Here is a 17552-nt window from a genome sequence, read left to right on the forward strand (position 1 = left end):
CAATGCGGAAGCGGAGGTCATGATGAGAATCGTTGTCGGAATAGCCTTCGCCGGCTTTCTTGGAGCCATATCCCGTTACGGGGTCGGATTTCTTTTTCCTCGTGCGGACTCGGGCGATTTTCCGTGGGCTACGCTATTCATCAACCTCTCGGGTTCGCTGCTACTCGGAGCGTTGGCCGGTTTGTTGATCCGGCGTAGGGCTCCCGTGTGGTTCGGAGAAGTGGCCGGAACCGGTTTTCTGGGAGCGTTTACGACTTTCAGCGCGTTTAACGGACAATTGTGGCAAATGTGCCAGCAACAAGCTTATGCTGCGGCTTCAATCTACGCTCTATTAAGCATGTTGGGCGGATGGGGACTTGCAGCGGCCGGCTTGGCGTGGGGAAGGAGAGGAGCTTCGTGAAAAGCATCTGGCTAGCTGGATTGGTCGGAGTCGGCGGCTCGATTGGCGCTCTTATGCGTTATGGGATCTCCCGGGCTACGGTCGCCTCGCGAAAGCCTGCCTACTATGGCACGCTTCTCGTAAACCTTGCGGGATCGTTCGCGATCGGGATGTTTATCGGATTCGAACTGGAGTCCGAGCATGTTGCGGAGTATGCCTTTTACGGAATTGGCATCTTAGGCGGATTAACGACCTATTCTACATTGAATGTGCAGAAGGTCACCATGCTCCGCCAGGAGCGAGGACGAGTTTTGGTTTATTATTTGGCGGCGACTTACGTTGGCGGATTCGGGTTAACCGCCGCCGGAGCCGGCTTGGGATATCTACTACATACCTAATACATAGTTTCAAGGAGCGTGTTTATCAATGGATATGATCGTCACACCTACGGGAACACTCAAAGGCGAAATTCAAGCGTTATCCTCCAAAAATTATACGACCCGATATTTGCTAGTGTCCGCATTGGCGGAAGGGACGAGCACGATTTTATATCCGGCTCACAGCGAGGACGGGGAAGCTATGCGCCGTTGCATTCGCGACCTGGGTGCCACCGTCGAAGAGGACGCCGAGAAAATCGTCATTACCGGATTCGGTCGCAATCCGCGCGCAACCAAGGAATTAAACGTCGGTAACGCGGGCGCCGTTTTGCGTTTCGTCATGTCGATCGCAGCTTTACTTCCGGAGGTGCACTTCGTCAACGCTTATCCGGAATCCTTGGGTAAACGTCCGCATGACGACCTGATCGTGGCGCTTGAAAGCATGGGCGTAACCATTGAACACAACAACGGAAGATTGCCGATGACGATCAAAGGCGGCAATCCGCGCGGCGGCAAAATTCAGGTGTCGGGCAACGTCAGCTCCCAGTTTTTAAGTTCGCTGTTGTTCTTGACTCCTCTTCTGGACGAAGATAGCGAGATCGAAGTACTGCACGACCTGAAGTCCAAAGTGGTCATCGGCCAAACGCTCGAGGTGCTTGCTCAGGCCGGCATAATCGTCGAGGCCTCCGAGGATCTGATGCATTATCGCATCCCCGGCAAGCAGAAATACAAAGCGCAGACGTATACGGTTCAGGGAGATTATCCCGGCTCGGCGGCGATTCTGGCAGCTGCGGCGGTGACGGAATCCGACGTTGTCGTTCATCGCCTCTTGGAAGAGAGCAAGCAAGGCGAACGAGCCGTCGTAGACGTGCTGCGCGCCATGAACGTCCCGTTGACGCACGAGAACGGAATCGTTCACGTTCGCGGCAACGGTCGGTTGACCGCCGGCGAATTCGACGGCGACGAGTTCACGGACGGAGTATTGGCTATGGTGGCGGCCGCGGTATTCGCCGAAGGTACTTCCCGATTCTACAATGTTGAGAATCTGCGATACAAAGAATGCGATCGCATTACCGATTATTTGGCCGAGCTGCGCAAAGCGGGTGCCAACGTCGAGGAGAAGCAAGCCGAGATTATCGTCCACGGCCGTCCCGAAGGCGTGGAAGGCGGCGTCGAAATCGACGCTCACTTCGACCACCGGGTCATTATGGCGCTCACGATCGTCGGGTTGCGCTCCGCTCAACCGATCCGCATTAAAGACGCGCACCATGTCGCCAAATCCTATCCGATCTATTTCGATCATTTGAAGTCGCTTGGCGCCAAGGTCGACTGGGTAGACTAATTCAGTCCGAACATAAAGCAAAGGGAGGCAACCCATGATGTCGTACGAACATCCGTCGAGAGACGAAATCAAGCAGTTATTATTGGATACGCAGACGATTGCCGTAGTCGGATTGTCCGATGATCCATCGAAGACCTCGCATATGGTATCCGAAGCGATGCAAAGCAAAGGTTACCGGATCGTTCCGGTAAATCCGAACGCTGCTTCGATTCTCGGGGAGACGAGCTATCCTTCCCTGAAGGATATTCCTTTCCCGGTCGACGTCGTGAACGTGTTCCGCCGTCCCGAACATACGCCTCCCATCGCGGAGGAAGCGGTCGCCATCGGAGCCAAGGCGCTCTGGCTCCAACTCGGCATCGCTAACGAGGATGCCGCCAGAATCGCCACGGAAGGCGGCCTTCGGATCATCATGGACCGCTGCATTAAGGTGGAGGATTCCATTCTCCTTCCGAACGGCAAGTCTTAACGAAAAGATAGACGGTGAAAGACTAGGACGACGATATACCTCCTCGATGGAGGTATATCTCTGTCCTTTTTATGCTTATCTATATCAATGTATTAACATTACCGCGGACAATCGCCTGGTTGAGAGAGGGGGGATAAAGGAAGTGTACGGAATAGGTTACCTCCAAAGGCTAGGACGGGCCATGATGTTACCGATGACGGTGCTTCCCGCTGCCGCCATATTCTTGATGCTCGCGCGATTGCCATGGGACTCCTTCGGATGGCCTCAAGTACCGGAGGTTCTCCATGCCGCGGGGATGGCGATCTTTCAATTCGTTCCTTACATATTCGCGATCGGCATCGCGCTCGGAATGTCGAACCAGACGGCAACCGCCGGCATGGCCGCGTTAACCGGAATGTTCATTTTTCATATGGTGACCCATACCTACGACCCGAACGGCGTTCAACCGTCCATGTTCGCCGGCGCGGTCATCGGGGTCGCATCAGCGTGGGCGCATGATAGATTCAAGTCTTTTCAATTGCCGGAATTTCTGCAATTTATCGGCGGATCGCGTTTCGTTCCCTTGTTTATGAGTTTTGTCTCCCTATTGTTCGCCTGGATCATGATCGGGGTCGGAGAGGGGCTAAAGGATTGGGCATCCTCCGCGGGGACGCTTGTTTATTCGGCTGGCGGCTTCGGCGTCTTTTTGTACGGTTTCCTGCATCGGATCCTCGTCGCTTTCGGCCTTCATCACATACTTAACCATTTATTCTGGTTCCAGGTCGGAGAATACCAAGGAGCGGACGGAGCCGTCTATTTCGGCGATTTACCGAGATTCTTCGCCGGGGATCCTACGGCGGGGGCGTTCATGGCCGGACTCTATCCGATCATGATGTTCGCGTTGCCGGCCGTTGCGTTCGCGATCATCCATGAGGCCCGCGAAGATCTAAAGCCCAAGACGAGCAAACAATTCCGCATGGCCGCTCTTGGCTCCTTCCTCACGGGGATCACGGAGCCCGTTGAATTCGCCTTCTTGTTCGTCGCGCCGTACTTGTTCCTCATTCATGCGTTGATCTCTGGCGGAATCATGTGGCTCGTTTACGAGCTTGATATCCATCACGGCTTTACCTTCTCCGCGGGAGCGCTGGAATACTTGGTGAATTTGCCGCTTTCCAAGCGAGGATGGATGCTGCTTCCGATCGGAATCGCGGTGGGTCTTATCTACTACGTCATGTTCCGTTGGAGCATCCGGCGATTCCAGTTGGCGACGCCGGGACGCGAGGACGCGACAAGGTTGGACGATTGGGCGGGTGATATTCCGTACCGCGCGCCGTTAATTCTTCAGGCGCTCGGAGGCAAGGAGAACATGATCCGATTGGAGGCGTGCATTACGAGGCTACGGTTGACGCTGGAGGACGACCGTAAAGTCGACGTGCAATCGCTGCGCCACTTAGGGGCCGCGGGAGTCATTCGGCTTGGGGGCGGGCACGTGCAAGTCGTATTCGGCACCTTCTCGGAGCTGATCCGCGAAGAGATCAACAAGCACATGCAGATGGACGTGCAGCAGGTGCAGTTCCATTCGCCGATGCAAGGTAGGATGATCCCGCTCGAAGAAGTCGACGATCCTATTTTCGCGCAGCGGTTGGTCGGACGAGGAGTCGCCTTCATCCCTGACAAAGGCGAACTGGTAGCTCCCGTTCAAGGGAAAGTCATCCATATCCATCCTTCCTTGCACGCCATCGGCTTGCTGACGAAAGACGGCTTGGAGGTGCTCCTCCACGTCGGGATCGATAGCTCCCATTTAGGAGGAAAAGGGTTCACGATTTTGGTGAAAATAGGAGACGAGGTTTCGCCGGGGCAACCGCTTCTGAAATTTCATCTTCCGACGCTTAAGCAGCATGCCAAGTCCTTGGCGACGCCGATGGTCATCACGAATAGCGATATCGTTAAATCATGGCGTTTCGCGCCGTTTAAGGCAGTCAAGAAAGGTCAAGCGGCCGTTATGTCGGTCGTCGTGAACGAGAGAGAGAATAAGGGGGCGGGGAAATGATTCAAGCGCTAGGAGCCTCGCAAGGAATCGCAATAGGCAAGGCGTTCGTATTGCCGCACTGGGAGTGGGAGCTTCCGGAGCAGAAAATCGACGTGGCCGATTTGGCCAAGGAATTCGATCGCTTGTATGAAGGCATTCGCCGATCCAAAACGGAGATCAACCGAATGAGGACCGAGCTGGACGAGGTCGTCGGTTCGGAGGAAGCCAGCATTTTCGATGCGCATCTGGCCATTCTCGAAGATCCCGTGTTCATGAACGAAATTCAAGGCATTATTCAAAGACAATATAAAGTCGCGGAAGTCGCCGTAAAAGAAGCGATCGATCATTTCGTGACGATGTTCGACCTGCTTGACGACGAATACATGAAGGAGCGGGCGCTAGACATCAAAGACGTGGGGAACAGGCTGCTCAAGCATCTGCTAGGAGCGCCGGATATCGCCTTGCCCGAGGATACCCAGCCCTTCGTTCTTGTCGTGCGCGAATTGTCTCCTTCTCAGCTCGTGCATCTGAAGCCGGAGCTAGTGCTCGGAATCGTCACGATGGTCGGGAGCCCGACATCCCATTCCGCGATCATGGCTAGGGCTTTCGGAATCCCGATGGTCATGGGCGTGGAAGGAAAGCTGGAGCAGCCGATCGGGACCGGTGACTTGATCATCATCGATGGCGGAACCGGGATGCTTCAAGTAGATCCGACTTCGGACATGGTTTCCCGTTATACGGAACTGCGTAAAAGGCAAATAGCGGATAGGGAACAATTATTAACGCTCGCCCAGGTGCCGGCCGTAACGCAGGACGGAGTCTCGTTGACGCTTGCTGCGAATATCAGCTCGCTTAAGGAGCTTGAGGCGGCGTTGAGCAACGGAGCGGTGGGAGTAGGATTATTCCGGACCGAGTTTCTGTATATGGATCGGGTCCGATTTCCTTCGGAGGAGGAGCAATTCGAGGTATACCGGGCCGTCGCGCAGAAGCTTAAGGGGGAAACCCTGATCATCCGCACGCTCGACATCGGCGGAGACAAGCAGCTCGACTATCATGAATTGCCGGAAGAGGAAAATCCGTTCCTGGGCTTCAGGGCGATCCGCTTCAGCCTGGAACGCAAGGATTTGTTCAAAACGCAGCTTCGCGCCATTCTTCGGGCTTCCCATTTCGGAGACGTTCAGATCATGTATCCTCTCATCACGTCCGTGGACGAAGTGCGCGAGGCTAACGAAGTGCTGGAAGAGGCAAAGTCGGAGCTAGCTCAAGAAGGCATTTCTTTCCGGCAGGATACGAAAGCGGGGATCATGATAGAGGTACCCGCCGCGGTGGCAATCGCGGATTTGCTGGCGGAGGAAGTCGCGTTCTTCAGCATCGGCACGAACGACCTGATTCAATTTACGCTAGCCGTAGATCGGATGAACGAACAAATCAGCCATATGTACGAGCCGTATCACCCGGCTATTTTGCGGATGCTGCGCACGGTCGCGAACTCGGCAAAGTCGCGAGGCATCCCCGTGAGCGTTTGCGGGGAGATCGCCGGGGATGTAAACGCTCTGCCGATCTGGATCGGACTCGGAATAGAGGAGTTAAGTTTGTCGGCTCAAGCGATATTGCCCGTGAAGCAAAGCATGCTTCGAACGAGAGCGTCGGATTGCCGGAAACTCCTGGAAGATATGTTCCGATGTAAGACGGCCGGCGAAGTCCGGGCGCTCGCCACCCAATTTTACGCGGAAGCAGCGCTCTCGCCGGGTAACGTACAGCCTCGGAAATAAATAAAGCTCGGAGCTGCAATATAAAATGCCTCCGCGCCGTCATCCGGTAAACCGGCAGCGCGGAGGCACAAAGAATTAACGACGACCAAACAGTAAATCGCAGAAGGCTTTGGCGTATGGAGGAAGGTCGGGCGGCCTGCGCGCGGATACGATGTTCCGGTCGACGACGACCGCTTCGTCCAGCCAAGTAGATCCCGCGTTCTCCATGTCGTCGCGAATGCCCGGCGTGGAGGTAACGGTTCTTCCTTCGAGAATTTTGGCCGAGATCAGCACCCAGCCGGCATGGCATATTTGACCGATGGGCTTATTCGCATCGTTCATTAAGCGGGTGAATTCCAGAACGCGGGCATCCCTGCGGATTTTGTCGGGAGCCCAGCCTCCTGGTACGAGCAACCCGTCGAATCGGTCGGCATCGAGCTCGTCGTACGAGATATCCGCAACGGCGGGCACGCCATATTTGCCAATATGCTTGCGGCCCTTTTCGGGACCGGCGTATAGAACCTCGGCGCCTTCTTCGCGCAAGCGGTAAACGGGATACCACAACTCCAAGTCTTCGAATTCATCGTCAAGCAAACATACGACTCTTTTAGTAGCCGTCATTTGAGATCCCCCATTTCATGATTCCGGATAACGAACAGAGTTCCATTGTACCAAATCGAGAACAATCCTTCACGCTAGATATCGGAGGACGCAGAAAGGAGAAATCCATGTGGCGAAAAGATGGAGATACATCCCGGTTATTGTGTGCATGCTCGCGATATTCGGCTTTTCCTCCAGAAGCGGAGATCAGTTGGATACAATCCTTCCTTGGGTTCAGAAGTGGATGCCGTGGTTAACGGACTTTAATCCGATGCATTACGTCGCTTACTTCGCGCTAGGCTTAACCGTCGCCTTCGCGCAGGGGAGAAAAGCGGCTACTTGGCAAGGCTTCCTATTAAACGTCTTGATATGCGTGCTGTACGGGCTGACCGACGAATGGCATCAATCCTATGTTCCGATGAGGAGCCCCGATCCTCTCGATCTGCTTCACGACGCCATCGGCGCGGCGGCTGCGGGTCTTCTCGTATTGCTTTTGTTTAGGCTTCGCAACCGGCGCAGTTCCAGAAATTACACTATCGGGTAAAGCAGGATTTAATAGGCTTCGGAACGAATATATTCGGAGTAACCTCTTTGTTTATAAGGAGAGAATCCCGTTGCTTAAATCCTGCTCATGCGGAAGAGAAATGCATCTCATGCTCCGCACCGTCATTTTCGCGAAAAAAGTAAATATCAACAATGTTCCGGTCTATAATTGCTCCCATTGCGGACGAAACGATGTGTTTCCGGGTGTCAAAGAAGACGTAGGAAGACTGGTCGGCGAATTGGGGAACCAGCCTGCTCCCCATAGCATTCCTTTCGATCAGGTTCACGAATGGGCAGGGGTTCTATCCCGGGCTATGAATTTGTCCGACTCGCTTCAGGCGACCGTAATCGCCAGAGCCGCCGAAGAGAGAATCAATCAACTGCTGGACTTATGGTTGATCGCTTCTTCCTTGGAAGACGAAACTTGGAAGAAGGAGCTGCAAAGCCGGCTGTCTCAATTAAGCGCTCAGTACATATCCTAGCTTTTAGGACGAAGAGGACGGGGAGATTAGCGCTCCCGTCTTTTTTTGCGCGCCGATGTTTTTTCTGATACGATTAACGGATAGAATTCCGGAGGAGGCTGCGATAATGGCTACAATTCAACAATTAACGTCCGTTCAACAATGGGATCAAGCGATTCAAGGAACTTCGGTGAAGCCTTTGCTCGTTTTTAAGCATAGCACGACCTGCCCGATAAGCGCCGCTGCGCACGAAGAAGTGATGCACTTCATCGAAGACGACAAGGACTCGCCCGTAGATTATGCCATCGTGCACGTCATCGAGGACCGTCCGGTAAGCAACGCGATCGCCGATCATTTGGAAGTTAAGCACGCTTCTCCGCAGGCGATACTCGTGAAGGACGGACAACGGGTTTGGGATACTTCGCATTGGAATATTACGTACGCCTTTTTGTCGGAAAAACTTGCGCCTTCCGTAAACAATCCCTAATCTCGACTTCATACGCTTCATAATCCCTCATGTCAGATTGCTAAACATGCGGATTTGTCGTATGATTACCTTAATCATCCATGACTGGACAAGTTATTGCTTGTCGGTCACGAACATTGGAGCGAATTATTGTGACGGTAACCATTTACGACGTGGCACGCGAAGCTGGAGTTTCGATGGCGACTGTATCTCGCGTCGTCAACAACAATCCGAACGTTAAGCCGCAAACGCGCAAGAAGGTATTCGAGGCAATTGAACGACTTGGTTATCGGCCTAACGCGGTAGCCCGTGGTCTTGCAAGCAAGAAGACGACGACGGTCGGCGTTGTCATCCCCGATATCGCGAACGCTATATTCGCGGAGGTAGCGCGCGGGATCGAAGATATCGCAAATATGTACCATTACAATATCATTCTTTGTAATGCCGATAAGCGCAAAGACAAAGAGATTCGAGTCATCAACACGTTGCTGGAGAAGCAGGTCGACGGCTTGCTGTTCATGGGCGGCGCGGTAACCGACGAGCATATTCAGGCTTTCAAGACTTCTAACGTCCCTATCGTGTTATGCGCTACTACGGATGAGAAGGGCACGATTCCTTCCGTGGATATCGACCATGAAGCGGCGGCGTTCGATGCGGTTAACCGTTTGATCTCGGAGGGGCATTCCTCGATCGCGATGATCAGCGGCACGCTGCAGGATCCGGCGAACGGATACGCTAGATACCAAGGCTATAAGCGCGCTCTGTCGCAAGCCGGATTACCTTACCGTGAAGAGTTCGTTCGGGTAGGGAATTACAAATACGAGTCGGGCATCGAAGCAATGCAATATTTCCTCGATCTACCTGAACGTCCATCCGCCGTATTCTCGGCAACGGACGAGATGGCTATCGGAGCAATCCATTGCATTCAAGACGCCGGTCTGAACGTTCCGGAAGATGTGTCGGTCATTAGCGTGGACAACAGCCGTATATCCTCGATGGTTCGTCCATTGTTGACGACGGTAGCGCAGCCGATGTACGATATCGGAGCGGTTTCCATGAGATTGCTTACGAAGCTTATGAAGAAGGAATCCGTCGAGAACGCCAAGGTGACGTTACCTCACGAACTAATCGTTCGTCGTTCCGTTACCGGGCCTAAAGGCAATTAATTCATTCGCAACGCTAGAATAGATAGCCCTGCTTCGGCGCTTCTGCGGCCGGTGCGGGGCCTCTTTATGATGATGTAGAGGAAGGAAGATGACGATGACTTACGGTACGATCGGAATTATAGGCGCGATGCAAGAGGAGATTGAGCTGGTGTTGGCGCGCTTGGAAGATAGACAGACGGAGAAACATGCGGGGATTGTTTACCATAGAGGAAGCTTTCAAGGCAAGAAGGTTGTATTGACTCGTTCTGGAGTCGGGAAAGTGAACGCGGCGGTATGCACGCAAGTGATGATCGACCGTTATGGCGCAGATGCGATAATCTTTACGGGAGTGGCGGGCGCCGTCGATCCGCAGCTCGATATCGGGGACATCGTAATCTCAACCAGCAGCTTGCAGCATGATGTCGACGTAACGGCTCTAGGATTCCCTCGCGGCACGATTCCCTATCAGGAAGTGTCGGAATATCCTGCCGACGCCCGTTTGATCGCATTGGCGGCGGAAGCAGGCCAGAAGGTCTTTCCGGACCGCAGCCATACGGGAAAGGTACTCTCGGGCGATCAATTCATCGCCGATCGTGCCGTCGTGAAAGCTTTGTACGAACAATTAGGCGGAGCTTGCACGGAGATGGAGGGCGCATCGGTCGCTCAAGTCTGTTACATGAACGATGTTCCGCACGTCATTATCCGTTCGATGTCGGACAAAGCGGATGGATCCGCCCACGTGAATTTCGCGGAATTCACCATCGAGGCGGCCAATCGCTCGTATGCGATCGTAGAAGAAATGATTAAAGCCATTTAATTCGATAATATCTAAAAAGGCGTCGCTGGGTCGAATTCGAGCTGCGACGCCTTTTTTAACCGATATGCTGAAGGGCGATCTCCAGATTCGCTTTGTTCTTCTCGGTAATTTCCGCTCTGCGGGGCATCGGCGTCCAAGAGTTTAAGTCGTCCAGCCAAGTGATGGGTAAAGGCTCGGAGTGCGTAGGTTTTGCGCTGATCGTCGGCCAGGCTTTCGGGAGTTGACCGCCATGGAGCTCCGAGTCTATGTTGGCTAGCAATGGGTGGTCGTTCATTTCCAGCCAGAGTAAGCTCCAGGCACGGGGGACGACTCTCCAATGGTCGTAGCCGCCTCCGCCCAGCGCAACCCATTTGCCGTTGGCGTACCGATCGGCAAGCCGATGAATGATTTTTGGCATTTCGCGATAGATTCTCATGCTGCAATGAATGTGCGCGAGCGGATCGAAAGCATGCGCGTCGCAACCGTGTTGGCTGACGATGATATCGGGGCGGAACGTACGTGCGGCTTGCTCCACGGCTTGACCGAAACATTCGAGCCAGGATTCATCCTCCGTATACGGCTCCATGGACACGTTAAGGCAAGCCCCGTAACCAGATGAGTCTCCTCTTTCATGCGGGAAGCCGCTTCCGGGAAACAGGAATTTTCCCGTCTCGTGAATGGATAACGTGAACACCTCGGGTTCCGTATAGAAAAACCATTGCACGCCATCCCCGTGATGAACGTCCGTATCGATATACAAAACGCGCGCATTATACTTTTTTCTAAGATAGGAGATGGCGGCAGCCGCATCGTTGTATACGCAGAAGCCGGACGCGCGGTCGGGAAAGGCGTGATGCAAGCCGCCGGCCAGATGGAGGGCGCGATCGGCGCGACCGGACATCACGGCGTCGGCTGCAGCGATAGAGCCTGCCGCGACGGCTACGGCCGCTTCGTGCATGCCGGGAAAGTAAGGGGTGTCCCCGTCGGCGTCGAGGCCGTAGCGATCGGCTTCTCGTATCGCTGCGAAGCCGGGATGTTCCTTACTTAATTGTTCTACCGTATCTATGTAGTCCGCGCGATGTATCTCTCGTATTATTCGTTCGGTCTCGGCGTAGGAGAACTGCGCGATCATCCGGTCGTCTTGCAGTGCGCCGCTCTTGCGCAAGAGGTCTTCGGCTAGCTCCAATCGCACGGGATGGAAAGGATGATCATCATGAAACCGGTAACGCTCCGACGCGTTATTATTGATCCATACGGTTCTGGAAGCCAGTGAGGTTCGCCTGCCTTTCATCTAGTACATGAAGCGTTGCCGAAAACGAACGCGATCGAATTGCTCGACGGAAGACAAGGGGACGTCTTTGCCGATACGAACCATCAGACAGTTGGCGGGATGCGCGCATATTTCCGGGTCGTCCGTCGCAAACCACACCATGCCGACCGACTTCATCAGCTTTTCCATCATTTCGCGATATTCCCATACGTTCAAGCCGCTGGATTCGAGATCCCAATGCCAATAATATTCCGTCGTGAATACGATCATGTTGTCTAATTGGCCGTTCTCGAAAGCGGCGGATATAAGCGCTTTGCCAAGTCCGAGGCTTCGGTAATCATCGGCGACCTCGATCGCTCCGAGTTCGACCAGGTCGAGCATTCCGCCTTCCGACCATCGTTCCATCTCGTCAGGGTAATGGAAGGTCACGTAACCGACGACGACGTCCCCGTCGCGGACGGCGATGATTCTGCCTTCCGGCAACTCGGCTATCTCTATTAATGCTTGGTGCTGCTCCTTAGGTCTGCGGAAAGCGTCCAGCTTGGGATGCAACGCGAGCTTGGATAATGTTTCGGGGGGAACTGGTCCTTCTACGACCAATAATCTGCCGTTTCGATCTAAGGGATGGCGAACATAAGTTTTAATATGATTCATACCGTTCTCCCTTCAGACGAGCTAGAACTTCGATGTCCATTATATCATCAATGGGAAAGATGGAGGAACCGCTTGCGAGGGAAGCTAGTAAAATTTGTCCCTTTAATGGCGGAAAATGTCCGATTCCCCTGTGCCGAGCCGCATCGCGCTGTGTTATAATGTCAATGGCAGAGGAGAGCGTTTCCTCAAGATAATGAAAGCGCATTCGAACTTGGATGCCCGCATTTCAATGGGAAGGTGATGAATCGTGACATTTCAATCAGACGAGAAATTGGCCGTCACGGCGAATTTGTCCAACATGGCATCGTATGAAGAGGCGGTAAAGAGCTTTAACTGGGCGGATGTCGAGAAAGCATTTTCTTGGGCAACGACCGGCAAGGTTAACATGGCTTACGAAGCGATCGATCGCCATGTGGAAAACGGCCGCGGAGATAAGGTAGCGCTGCATTACAGCGACAGTCAACGAGATCAAAGCTACACCTTCGCCGAAATGTCGAGGCAATCCAACCGGTTTGCCAACGTGTTGCGCGAGTTGGGCGTAAACAAAGGCGATCGAGTATTTATTTTCATGCCGCGCACTCCCGAATTATACTTCAGTCTCTTCGGAACGCTTAAAGTAGGTGCCGTCGTAGGTCCTTTATTCGAAGCCTTCATGGAAACGGCGGTTAGAGACCGTCTGCAGGATAGCGGCGCGGTTGCGATCATTACGACGCCATCGCTTCTGGGGCGCGTCCCTAAGGCGGAATTGCCGGATCTCAAACATATTATCGTGTTCGGAGATTCGGTGGAAGAGGGGAACGGTGTCGTTGATTTCAGCGCCGCCATGGAGAAGGCTTCCGATGAAACGGAGCTGACATTCCTCGACCGGGAAGACGGACTGATTCTGCATTATACTTCGGGATCGACAGGCAAACCAAAAGGCGTATTCCATGTTCAGAACGCGATGCTTCAGCATTACCATACGGGGCGCGTCGTTCTGGATTTGAGAGAAGACGATATCTATTGGTGCACGGCCGATCCGGGTTGGGTCACTGGAACCTCTTACGGAATATTCGCTCCATGGCTTAACGGAGTAACGAATGTCGTAAGAGGTGGTAGATTCAGTCCGCAAGATTGGTATTCTACGATACAGAAATACAAAGTCACCGTATGGTATAGCGCACCGACGGCGTTCCGCATGCTGATGGGGGCGGGAGACGACGTAGTGAAATCCTTCGACCTCTCCAGTCTGCGTCACGTCTTAAGCGTCGGAGAACCGTTGAACCCGGAAGTCGTTCGTTGGGGCAACAAAATATACGGTCAACGCATTCACGATACATGGTGGATGACCGAAACGGGCGGACAGTTGATCTGCAACTATCCGAGCATGGAGATTAAACCGGGCTCGATGGGGCGGCCCGTACCGGGCGTTCAAGCGGCTATTATCGACGATCAAGGCAACGAGCTGCCGCCTTTCCGGATGGGGAATCTTGCTATTCGGACGCCATGGCCTTCGATGATGCGCACGATCTGGAACAATCCGACGAAGTACGCCGAGTATTTCCATATCCCGGGATGGTACGTGTCCGGCGACTCCGCTTATCAGGACGACGAAGGTTACTTCTGGTTCCAGGGACGGATCGACGACGTCATTAACACCTCCGGAGAGCGAGTAGGCCCATTCGAGGTAGAGAGCAAGCTCGTCGAGCATCCGGCAGTAGCCGAAGCGGGTGTTATCGGGAAACCGGATCCGCTCCGCGGAGAGATCATCAAGGCTTTCATCTCGTTGCGAGAAGGCTACTTGCCGTCGGATGAGCTTAAGGCCGACATCTCGAAATTCGTGAAGGAAGGCTTATCCGCCCATGCTTCCCCCCGCGAAATCGAGTTCAAGGACAAACTTCCGAAGACGCGCAGCGGCAAAATCATGCGTAGGGTGCTGAAGGCGTGGGAGCTTAATTTACCAACGGGAGACTTATCCACGATAGAAGACTAGTCCAAGTCGGTATCGCAATATAAAAAAAGGTTGAGCAGGAAAGCCTGCACAACCTTTTTTTTATTGACATTATGTGATTTATTGCGCTCCTGCTTTTACCGAGATCGGGGTCGTGGGCGGAGACTCCCCGGCAGGATTATTCGCCGTTATGCGGTACCAGCCCTCCGACATCGGCGCGATGTATTCGAACGTCGTGGCTTCCGTCGTTCCTAACAATTTGTATTTCCCTTGTTCGGATTGGCTGTACCACACTTGATATTGCGTTACTCCTTCTTGGGCGGCGTTCGCGTTCCAGGATAGCGTAACGCCGATTTCCGTTCCTTGCGCGTTTAAGCCGCTTGGCGTCGTCGGAGTACCTTCGTTATTTCCGCCGTTTGGATCTACCGGGAACATTGGATCGGTGCCTTCATCAGGGAAATTCGGATCGACGTCGACGGATCCTCCGTCGGCCGAGATTTTCTCGCTTGGAGCCGACTCGTTACCCGCAACGTCCACCGCTGTCACGTAATAATCGTATCCTTGGTTTGCGCTGATGTAATTAACGAACTTCGGATCCGCGCCTGTCGGAACGGATGCTTCGACTTTCTGGAAAACGCCTCCGTTGACGGAGCGATACAGCCTATATCCCGCAACGTCCGACTGAGCAGATGGATGAAAGGTTATTCTCGCCAGGTTATTCAACGATTCCACGCTAATCTGCGATGGCGGATTCGGAACGGCGCCGTCGTCCGCGCGCGGATCGATCTTGGAAGGCGCGCTTTCCGATGCGTCCTTAGGCAAGTAATAGGAGAGAGCTTTGCGCGCATCGGCGGATACTTGGCCAAGCTTCGCTTGCAGCTCTTCGGTCAAGATATCAAGCGGAGCTTCTCTGACGACCATGACCGATTCGCGAAGAAGATCCTCCGGCGTTCCCGGCTGCGGCAAGTAATTGACGCCGTTGTAGGAGATGTACTTCACCTTCACGAGAGCGTCGTCTTCCTCCGTCGGAATGAATTTACGGTTGAAGATGTCGGTTACGAGCTTGCCGGCCGCTTTCGTCAGATCCGTCGGCAGCTTGCCGCTTACGCTGGATACGGTCATCGATACGATTCCGTCCGGCTTGTCGAACGTTTTCGTCGGGAATAGCTCAGGCTTGGCATCGGTCACTTCGTTCATGATCTTGGCCCAGATGGAGCGCGCGCGCCCATGGCTGTCCGTCGACAACGTATGGATGGCTTTCTCGTAGCCTGCCCATACTCCGAGCGTAATGTCGGGAGTATAGCCTTCGAACCATACGTCTCCGTAATTTTGGGTCGTTCCCGTTTTGCCGACGATCGGGATGTTCTTATAGTTCTTGAATTGGGACATAAGCGACGTTGCGGTACCGTTGGTAACGACCGTGCGAAGCATATCCGTCATCAGATAGGCCGATTGCTCGGACACGATCCGTTTCGGATCCGCTTCGTGCTTGTATACGATTTCGTTATTGGCATCGCGGATTTCCTCGATCAGATAGGCATCGTTGAAAACGCCTTTATTAGCGATCGCGGAGTAAGCATTCGTCAACTCTTCGACCGATACTCCGTACTTAAGTCCGCCGATAACGCCGGTTTGCGCTTCGTCGTCTTCTTTCACGAGGGTCGTAATTCCAAGGGAACGGGCGAAAGCCCACGATTCCTTGATAGTGACTTTATTCAAAAAAAGTTTAAGTGCCGGAATATTGTAAGAGTTATTGAGCGCTTGACGGGCGGTAACGAGTCCCGAGTAACGATTGTTGGAGTTTTTCGGGATATGGTAACCTCCGCCTCCATTTTTCAAGATGATAGGCGAATCGTCCAAGACGCTTCCGGGTTGGACTAGACCTTTGTCGATCGCCGGCAAGTAAGCGCCGATCGGTTTCATGGCGGATCCCGGTTGCCGCGTCATCTGCGTGGCGAAATTCATTTGCTCGATATGGAAATCGCGTCCTTCGATCATACCGAGAATGGCGCCCGTCTTCTGGTCCATCATGACGGCGGCGGTTTGTTCGACGCCTTTAACCGGATGGTCCGGAGCGAAGTTCTCCGGATTCTCCGCGACGTCGTGCATGAGGTTGTATACCTTTTTGTCGATCGTAGTCTTGACCTTGTACCCGCTGCGGAGCAGCTGCGCGCGCGCTTCCTCGATCAAGGTAGAATTTTCTTTTTTCTTCAAGTCCTCGGGCGTGAGGTCGGGATTATTCTTCAGAACGAGCAGCTCGGCTGCTTGGCGTTCGACTTCCAGCATGAGATAAGGATATGTATTGTAAGCTTTCTCGCTAGGCTTAGCCAATGAACCGTAGAGATCGAACGCTAACGCTTCCTCGTACTGGGCTTGGCTAATCTTGTGTTCTTCGAGCATGCGGCTTAGAACGAGCTTCTGCCGTTTTACCGCGCCGTTGAAATTCTTTTCGTTGAAGTCTCCTTTGCCGTTAAAAGCGGAGTACACGGAAGGCAGCTGCGGTACTCCCGCCAGATAGGCTGCTTGAGCGATGTTCAGGTCATCGAGATTTTTGATGCCGAATATGCCATTGGCTGCGGCTTTGATTCCATATACCTGATAACCGGAAGATCCGTTACCGTAAGGGATTTTATTTAAGTAAGCCGTTAAGATTTGCTCCTTGTTCAGAAAACGTTCCAAGCGGAGCGAAAGGAAAATTTCCTTGGCCTTGCGGCTGGAGGTTTGATCCAAGTTAAGGAATACGCGTCTTGCCACCTGCTGAGTAATGGTACTGCCCCCGGTTTGCACGCTTTCGTTAAGCAGTTGCTGTCTAACTGCGCGAAGCAAACCGTTAGAATCGACGCCGGGATGCGTGAAGAAGTTTTTGTCTTCGATCGCGATAACGGCGTCGATCATGATTTGCGGAATTTGATCGTAAGTAATCGGACGGCGGTCTTCTTCGGAGCGCAGTTGTCCGATCGGACTATTATCGTTGAAATAGACGAACCCGGTAACCGCGTTCTCGTTGATCTTCTCCTCAATGAAGCTTCGGTCGCGTATCGGGTCGTCGCTGACGAGCGACGCGATGAATCCCGTTACCGCGCCTGCGCCGACAAGCCCGGCAAGCACGCCGAACAAGATAAGCCATAACACGGTAAAACCTGCGATTTTCCCCGCTGTCTTGAAACCTTCGCCTTTGCGTACCGGCGCGGAAGGGGGTTGTTTAGTATTAGACATGTAAGAAAGCCTCCTTCAACAAACAGAACTATTATAGCACATTTAACCATCGTATGACTTGGACTCATCATAATTACGCGTGCCCCCGGAATAGGTTGCGCAACAAAAAAGGCTGCCTCCGCAAAATGCGGAAGGCAGCCAATGTCAT

16 protein-coding genes are annotated in these 17552 nt (G+C 53.4%); 12 read left to right on the plus strand and 4 right to left on the minus strand.

Translation table 11 applies throughout. The features are described 5' to 3' along the window. Nucleotides 1-19: 19 nt before the first annotated feature. From DFP95_RS01780 to ptsP, 6 genes are all read left to right on the plus strand, one after another. Nucleotides 20-400, plus strand: a complete 381-nt coding sequence (locus tag DFP95_RS01780) for a fluoride efflux transporter FluC (RefSeq protein WP_115990834.1) — start codon at nt 20-22, stop codon at nt 398-400. Further along, entirely contained in the window at nt 397-777 is a 381-nt protein-coding gene (locus DFP95_RS01785; RefSeq protein WP_181907214.1) for a fluoride efflux transporter FluC, read from the plus strand. Before DFP95_RS01780 ends, DFP95_RS01785 begins: the two co-directional genes overlap by 4 nt. Before the next feature lie 28 nt (nt 778-805). Beyond that, nucleotides 806-2098 carry a 3-phosphoshikimate 1-carboxyvinyltransferase gene (gene aroA / locus DFP95_RS01790; RefSeq protein ID WP_115990836.1) on the plus strand — a complete coding sequence of 431 codons (1293 nt, stop codon included), beginning with the start codon at nt 806-808 and terminating at the stop codon, nt 2096-2098. A gap of 37 nt (nt 2099-2135) precedes the next feature. Then, the gene (locus DFP95_RS01795; protein ID WP_115990837.1) at nt 2136-2564 is read left to right on the plus strand and encodes a CoA-binding protein; all 429 of its coding nucleotides are present in this window, start codon (nt 2136-2138) and stop codon (nt 2562-2564) included. A 181-nt stretch (nt 2565-2745) separates the two neighbouring features. Beyond that, complete coding sequence (locus DFP95_RS01800) at nt 2746-4593, plus strand: glucose PTS transporter subunit IIA (RefSeq protein WP_425453231.1); 1848 nt, start codon at nt 2746-2748, stop codon at nt 4591-4593. After that, nucleotides 4590-6344 (plus strand): phosphoenolpyruvate--protein phosphotransferase, encoded by a 1755-nt coding sequence (gene ptsP / locus DFP95_RS01805; RefSeq protein ID WP_115990839.1) that lies wholly within the window; start codon nt 4590-4592, stop codon nt 6342-6344. Before DFP95_RS01800 ends, ptsP begins: the two co-directional genes overlap by 4 nt. Before the next feature lie 75 nt (nt 6345-6419). Here ptsP and DFP95_RS01810 read toward each other — a convergent pair whose 3' ends face one another. Next, a complete protein-coding gene (locus DFP95_RS01810; protein ID WP_115990840.1) occupies nt 6420-6944 on the minus strand; it encodes a type 1 glutamine amidotransferase domain-containing protein in 525 nt (174 codons plus the stop codon). Nucleotides 6945-7053: 109 nt separating this feature from the next. Here DFP95_RS01810 and DFP95_RS01815 point away from each other — a divergent pair, with 109 nt between their 5' ends. The 5 genes from DFP95_RS01815 to DFP95_RS01835 all read left to right on the plus strand — a co-directional run bounded on the left by DFP95_RS01815 (nt 7054) and on the right by DFP95_RS01835 (nt 10355). Further along, nucleotides 7054-7467: a VanZ family protein gene (locus tag DFP95_RS01815; RefSeq protein WP_245987292.1), complete on the plus strand. Its 414-nt coding sequence runs from the start codon at nt 7054-7056 to the stop codon at nt 7465-7467. A 70-nt stretch (nt 7468-7537) separates the two neighbouring features. Further along, nucleotides 7538-7948 (plus strand): TraR/DksA C4-type zinc finger protein, encoded by a 411-nt coding sequence (locus DFP95_RS01820; RefSeq protein WP_115990841.1) that lies wholly within the window; start codon nt 7538-7540, stop codon nt 7946-7948. A gap of 106 nt (nt 7949-8054) precedes the next feature. Further along, complete coding sequence (gene ytxJ / locus DFP95_RS01825; protein ID WP_115990842.1) at nt 8055-8414, plus strand: bacillithiol system redox-active protein YtxJ; 360 nt, start codon at nt 8055-8057, stop codon at nt 8412-8414. A 131-nt stretch (nt 8415-8545) separates the two neighbouring features. Then, a complete protein-coding gene (gene ccpA, locus DFP95_RS01830; RefSeq protein WP_115990843.1) occupies nt 8546-9559 on the plus strand; it encodes a catabolite control protein A in 1014 nt (337 codons plus the stop codon). Nucleotides 9560-9653: 94 nt separating this feature from the next. Continuing rightward, nucleotides 9654-10355, plus strand: coding sequence for a 5'-methylthioadenosine/adenosylhomocysteine nucleosidase (locus DFP95_RS01835; protein WP_115991335.1), 702 nt, complete (start codon nt 9654-9656; stop codon nt 10353-10355). A 55-nt stretch (nt 10356-10410) separates the two neighbouring features. Here DFP95_RS01835 and DFP95_RS01840 read toward each other — a convergent pair whose 3' ends face one another. Both DFP95_RS01840 and DFP95_RS01845 read right to left on the minus strand, forming a co-directional pair. Beyond that, a complete protein-coding gene (locus tag DFP95_RS01840; RefSeq protein ID WP_115990844.1) occupies nt 10411-11625 on the minus strand; it encodes an acetoin utilization protein AcuC in 1215 nt (404 codons plus the stop codon). Then, complete coding sequence (locus DFP95_RS01845) at nt 11626-12258, minus strand: GNAT family N-acetyltransferase (RefSeq protein ID WP_115990845.1); 633 nt, start codon at nt 12256-12258, stop codon at nt 11626-11628. 247 nt (nt 12259-12505) lie between these two features. Between DFP95_RS01845 and acsA the strand changes: the two genes are divergently transcribed. After that, nucleotides 12506-14230 carry an acetate--CoA ligase gene (gene acsA, locus DFP95_RS01850; RefSeq protein WP_115990846.1) on the plus strand — a complete coding sequence of 575 codons (1725 nt, stop codon included), beginning with the start codon at nt 12506-12508 and terminating at the stop codon, nt 14228-14230. A 78-nt stretch (nt 14231-14308) separates the two neighbouring features. Here acsA and DFP95_RS01855 read toward each other — a convergent pair whose 3' ends face one another. After that, nucleotides 14309-17404, minus strand: a complete 3096-nt coding sequence (locus DFP95_RS01855; protein WP_115990847.1) for a transglycosylase domain-containing protein — start codon at nt 17402-17404, stop codon at nt 14309-14311. Nucleotides 17405-17552: the final 148 nt, after the last annotated feature.

The organism is Cohnella lupini, assembly GCF_003386205.1.
Lineage (GTDB): Bacteria > Bacillota > Bacilli > Paenibacillales > Paenibacillaceae > Cohnella > Cohnella lupini.

Bases quoted from the DNA above. Each gene is read 5' to 3' on its own strand.
- DFP95_RS01845 (WP_115990845.1), bottom strand. From the start codon at position 12,258: ATGAATCATATTAAAACTTATGTTCGCCATCCCTTAGATCGAAACGGC.
- DFP95_RS01855 (WP_115990847.1), bottom strand. From the start codon at position 17,404: ATGTCTAATACTAAACAACCCCCTTCCGCGCCGGTACGCAAAGGCGAA.
- DFP95_RS01795 (WP_115990837.1), top strand. From the start codon at position 2,136: ATGTCGTACGAACATCCGTCGAGAGACGAAATCAAGCAGTTATTATTG.
- DFP95_RS01780 (WP_115990834.1), top strand. From the start codon at position 20: ATGATGAGAATCGTTGTCGGAATAGCCTTCGCCGGCTTTCTTGGAGCC.
- DFP95_RS01835 (WP_115991335.1), top strand. From the start codon at position 9,654: ATGACTTACGGTACGATCGGAATTATAGGCGCGATGCAAGAGGAGATT.
- DFP95_RS01810 (WP_115990840.1), bottom strand. From the start codon at position 6,944: ATGACGGCTACTAAAAGAGTCGTATGTTTGCTTGACGATGAATTCGAA.
- DFP95_RS01800 (WP_425453231.1), top strand. From the start codon at position 2,746: ATGATGTTACCGATGACGGTGCTTCCCGCTGCCGCCATATTCTTGATG.
- ytxJ (WP_115990842.1), top strand. From the start codon at position 8,055: ATGGCTACAATTCAACAATTAACGTCCGTTCAACAATGGGATCAAGCG.
- ptsP (WP_115990839.1), top strand. From the start codon at position 4,590: ATGATTCAAGCGCTAGGAGCCTCGCAAGGAATCGCAATAGGCAAGGCG.
- aroA (WP_115990836.1), top strand. From the start codon at position 806: ATGGATATGATCGTCACACCTACGGGAACACTCAAAGGCGAAATTCAA.
- DFP95_RS01840 (WP_115990844.1), bottom strand. From the start codon at position 11,625: ATGAAAGGCAGGCGAACCTCACTGGCTTCCAGAACCGTATGGATCAAT.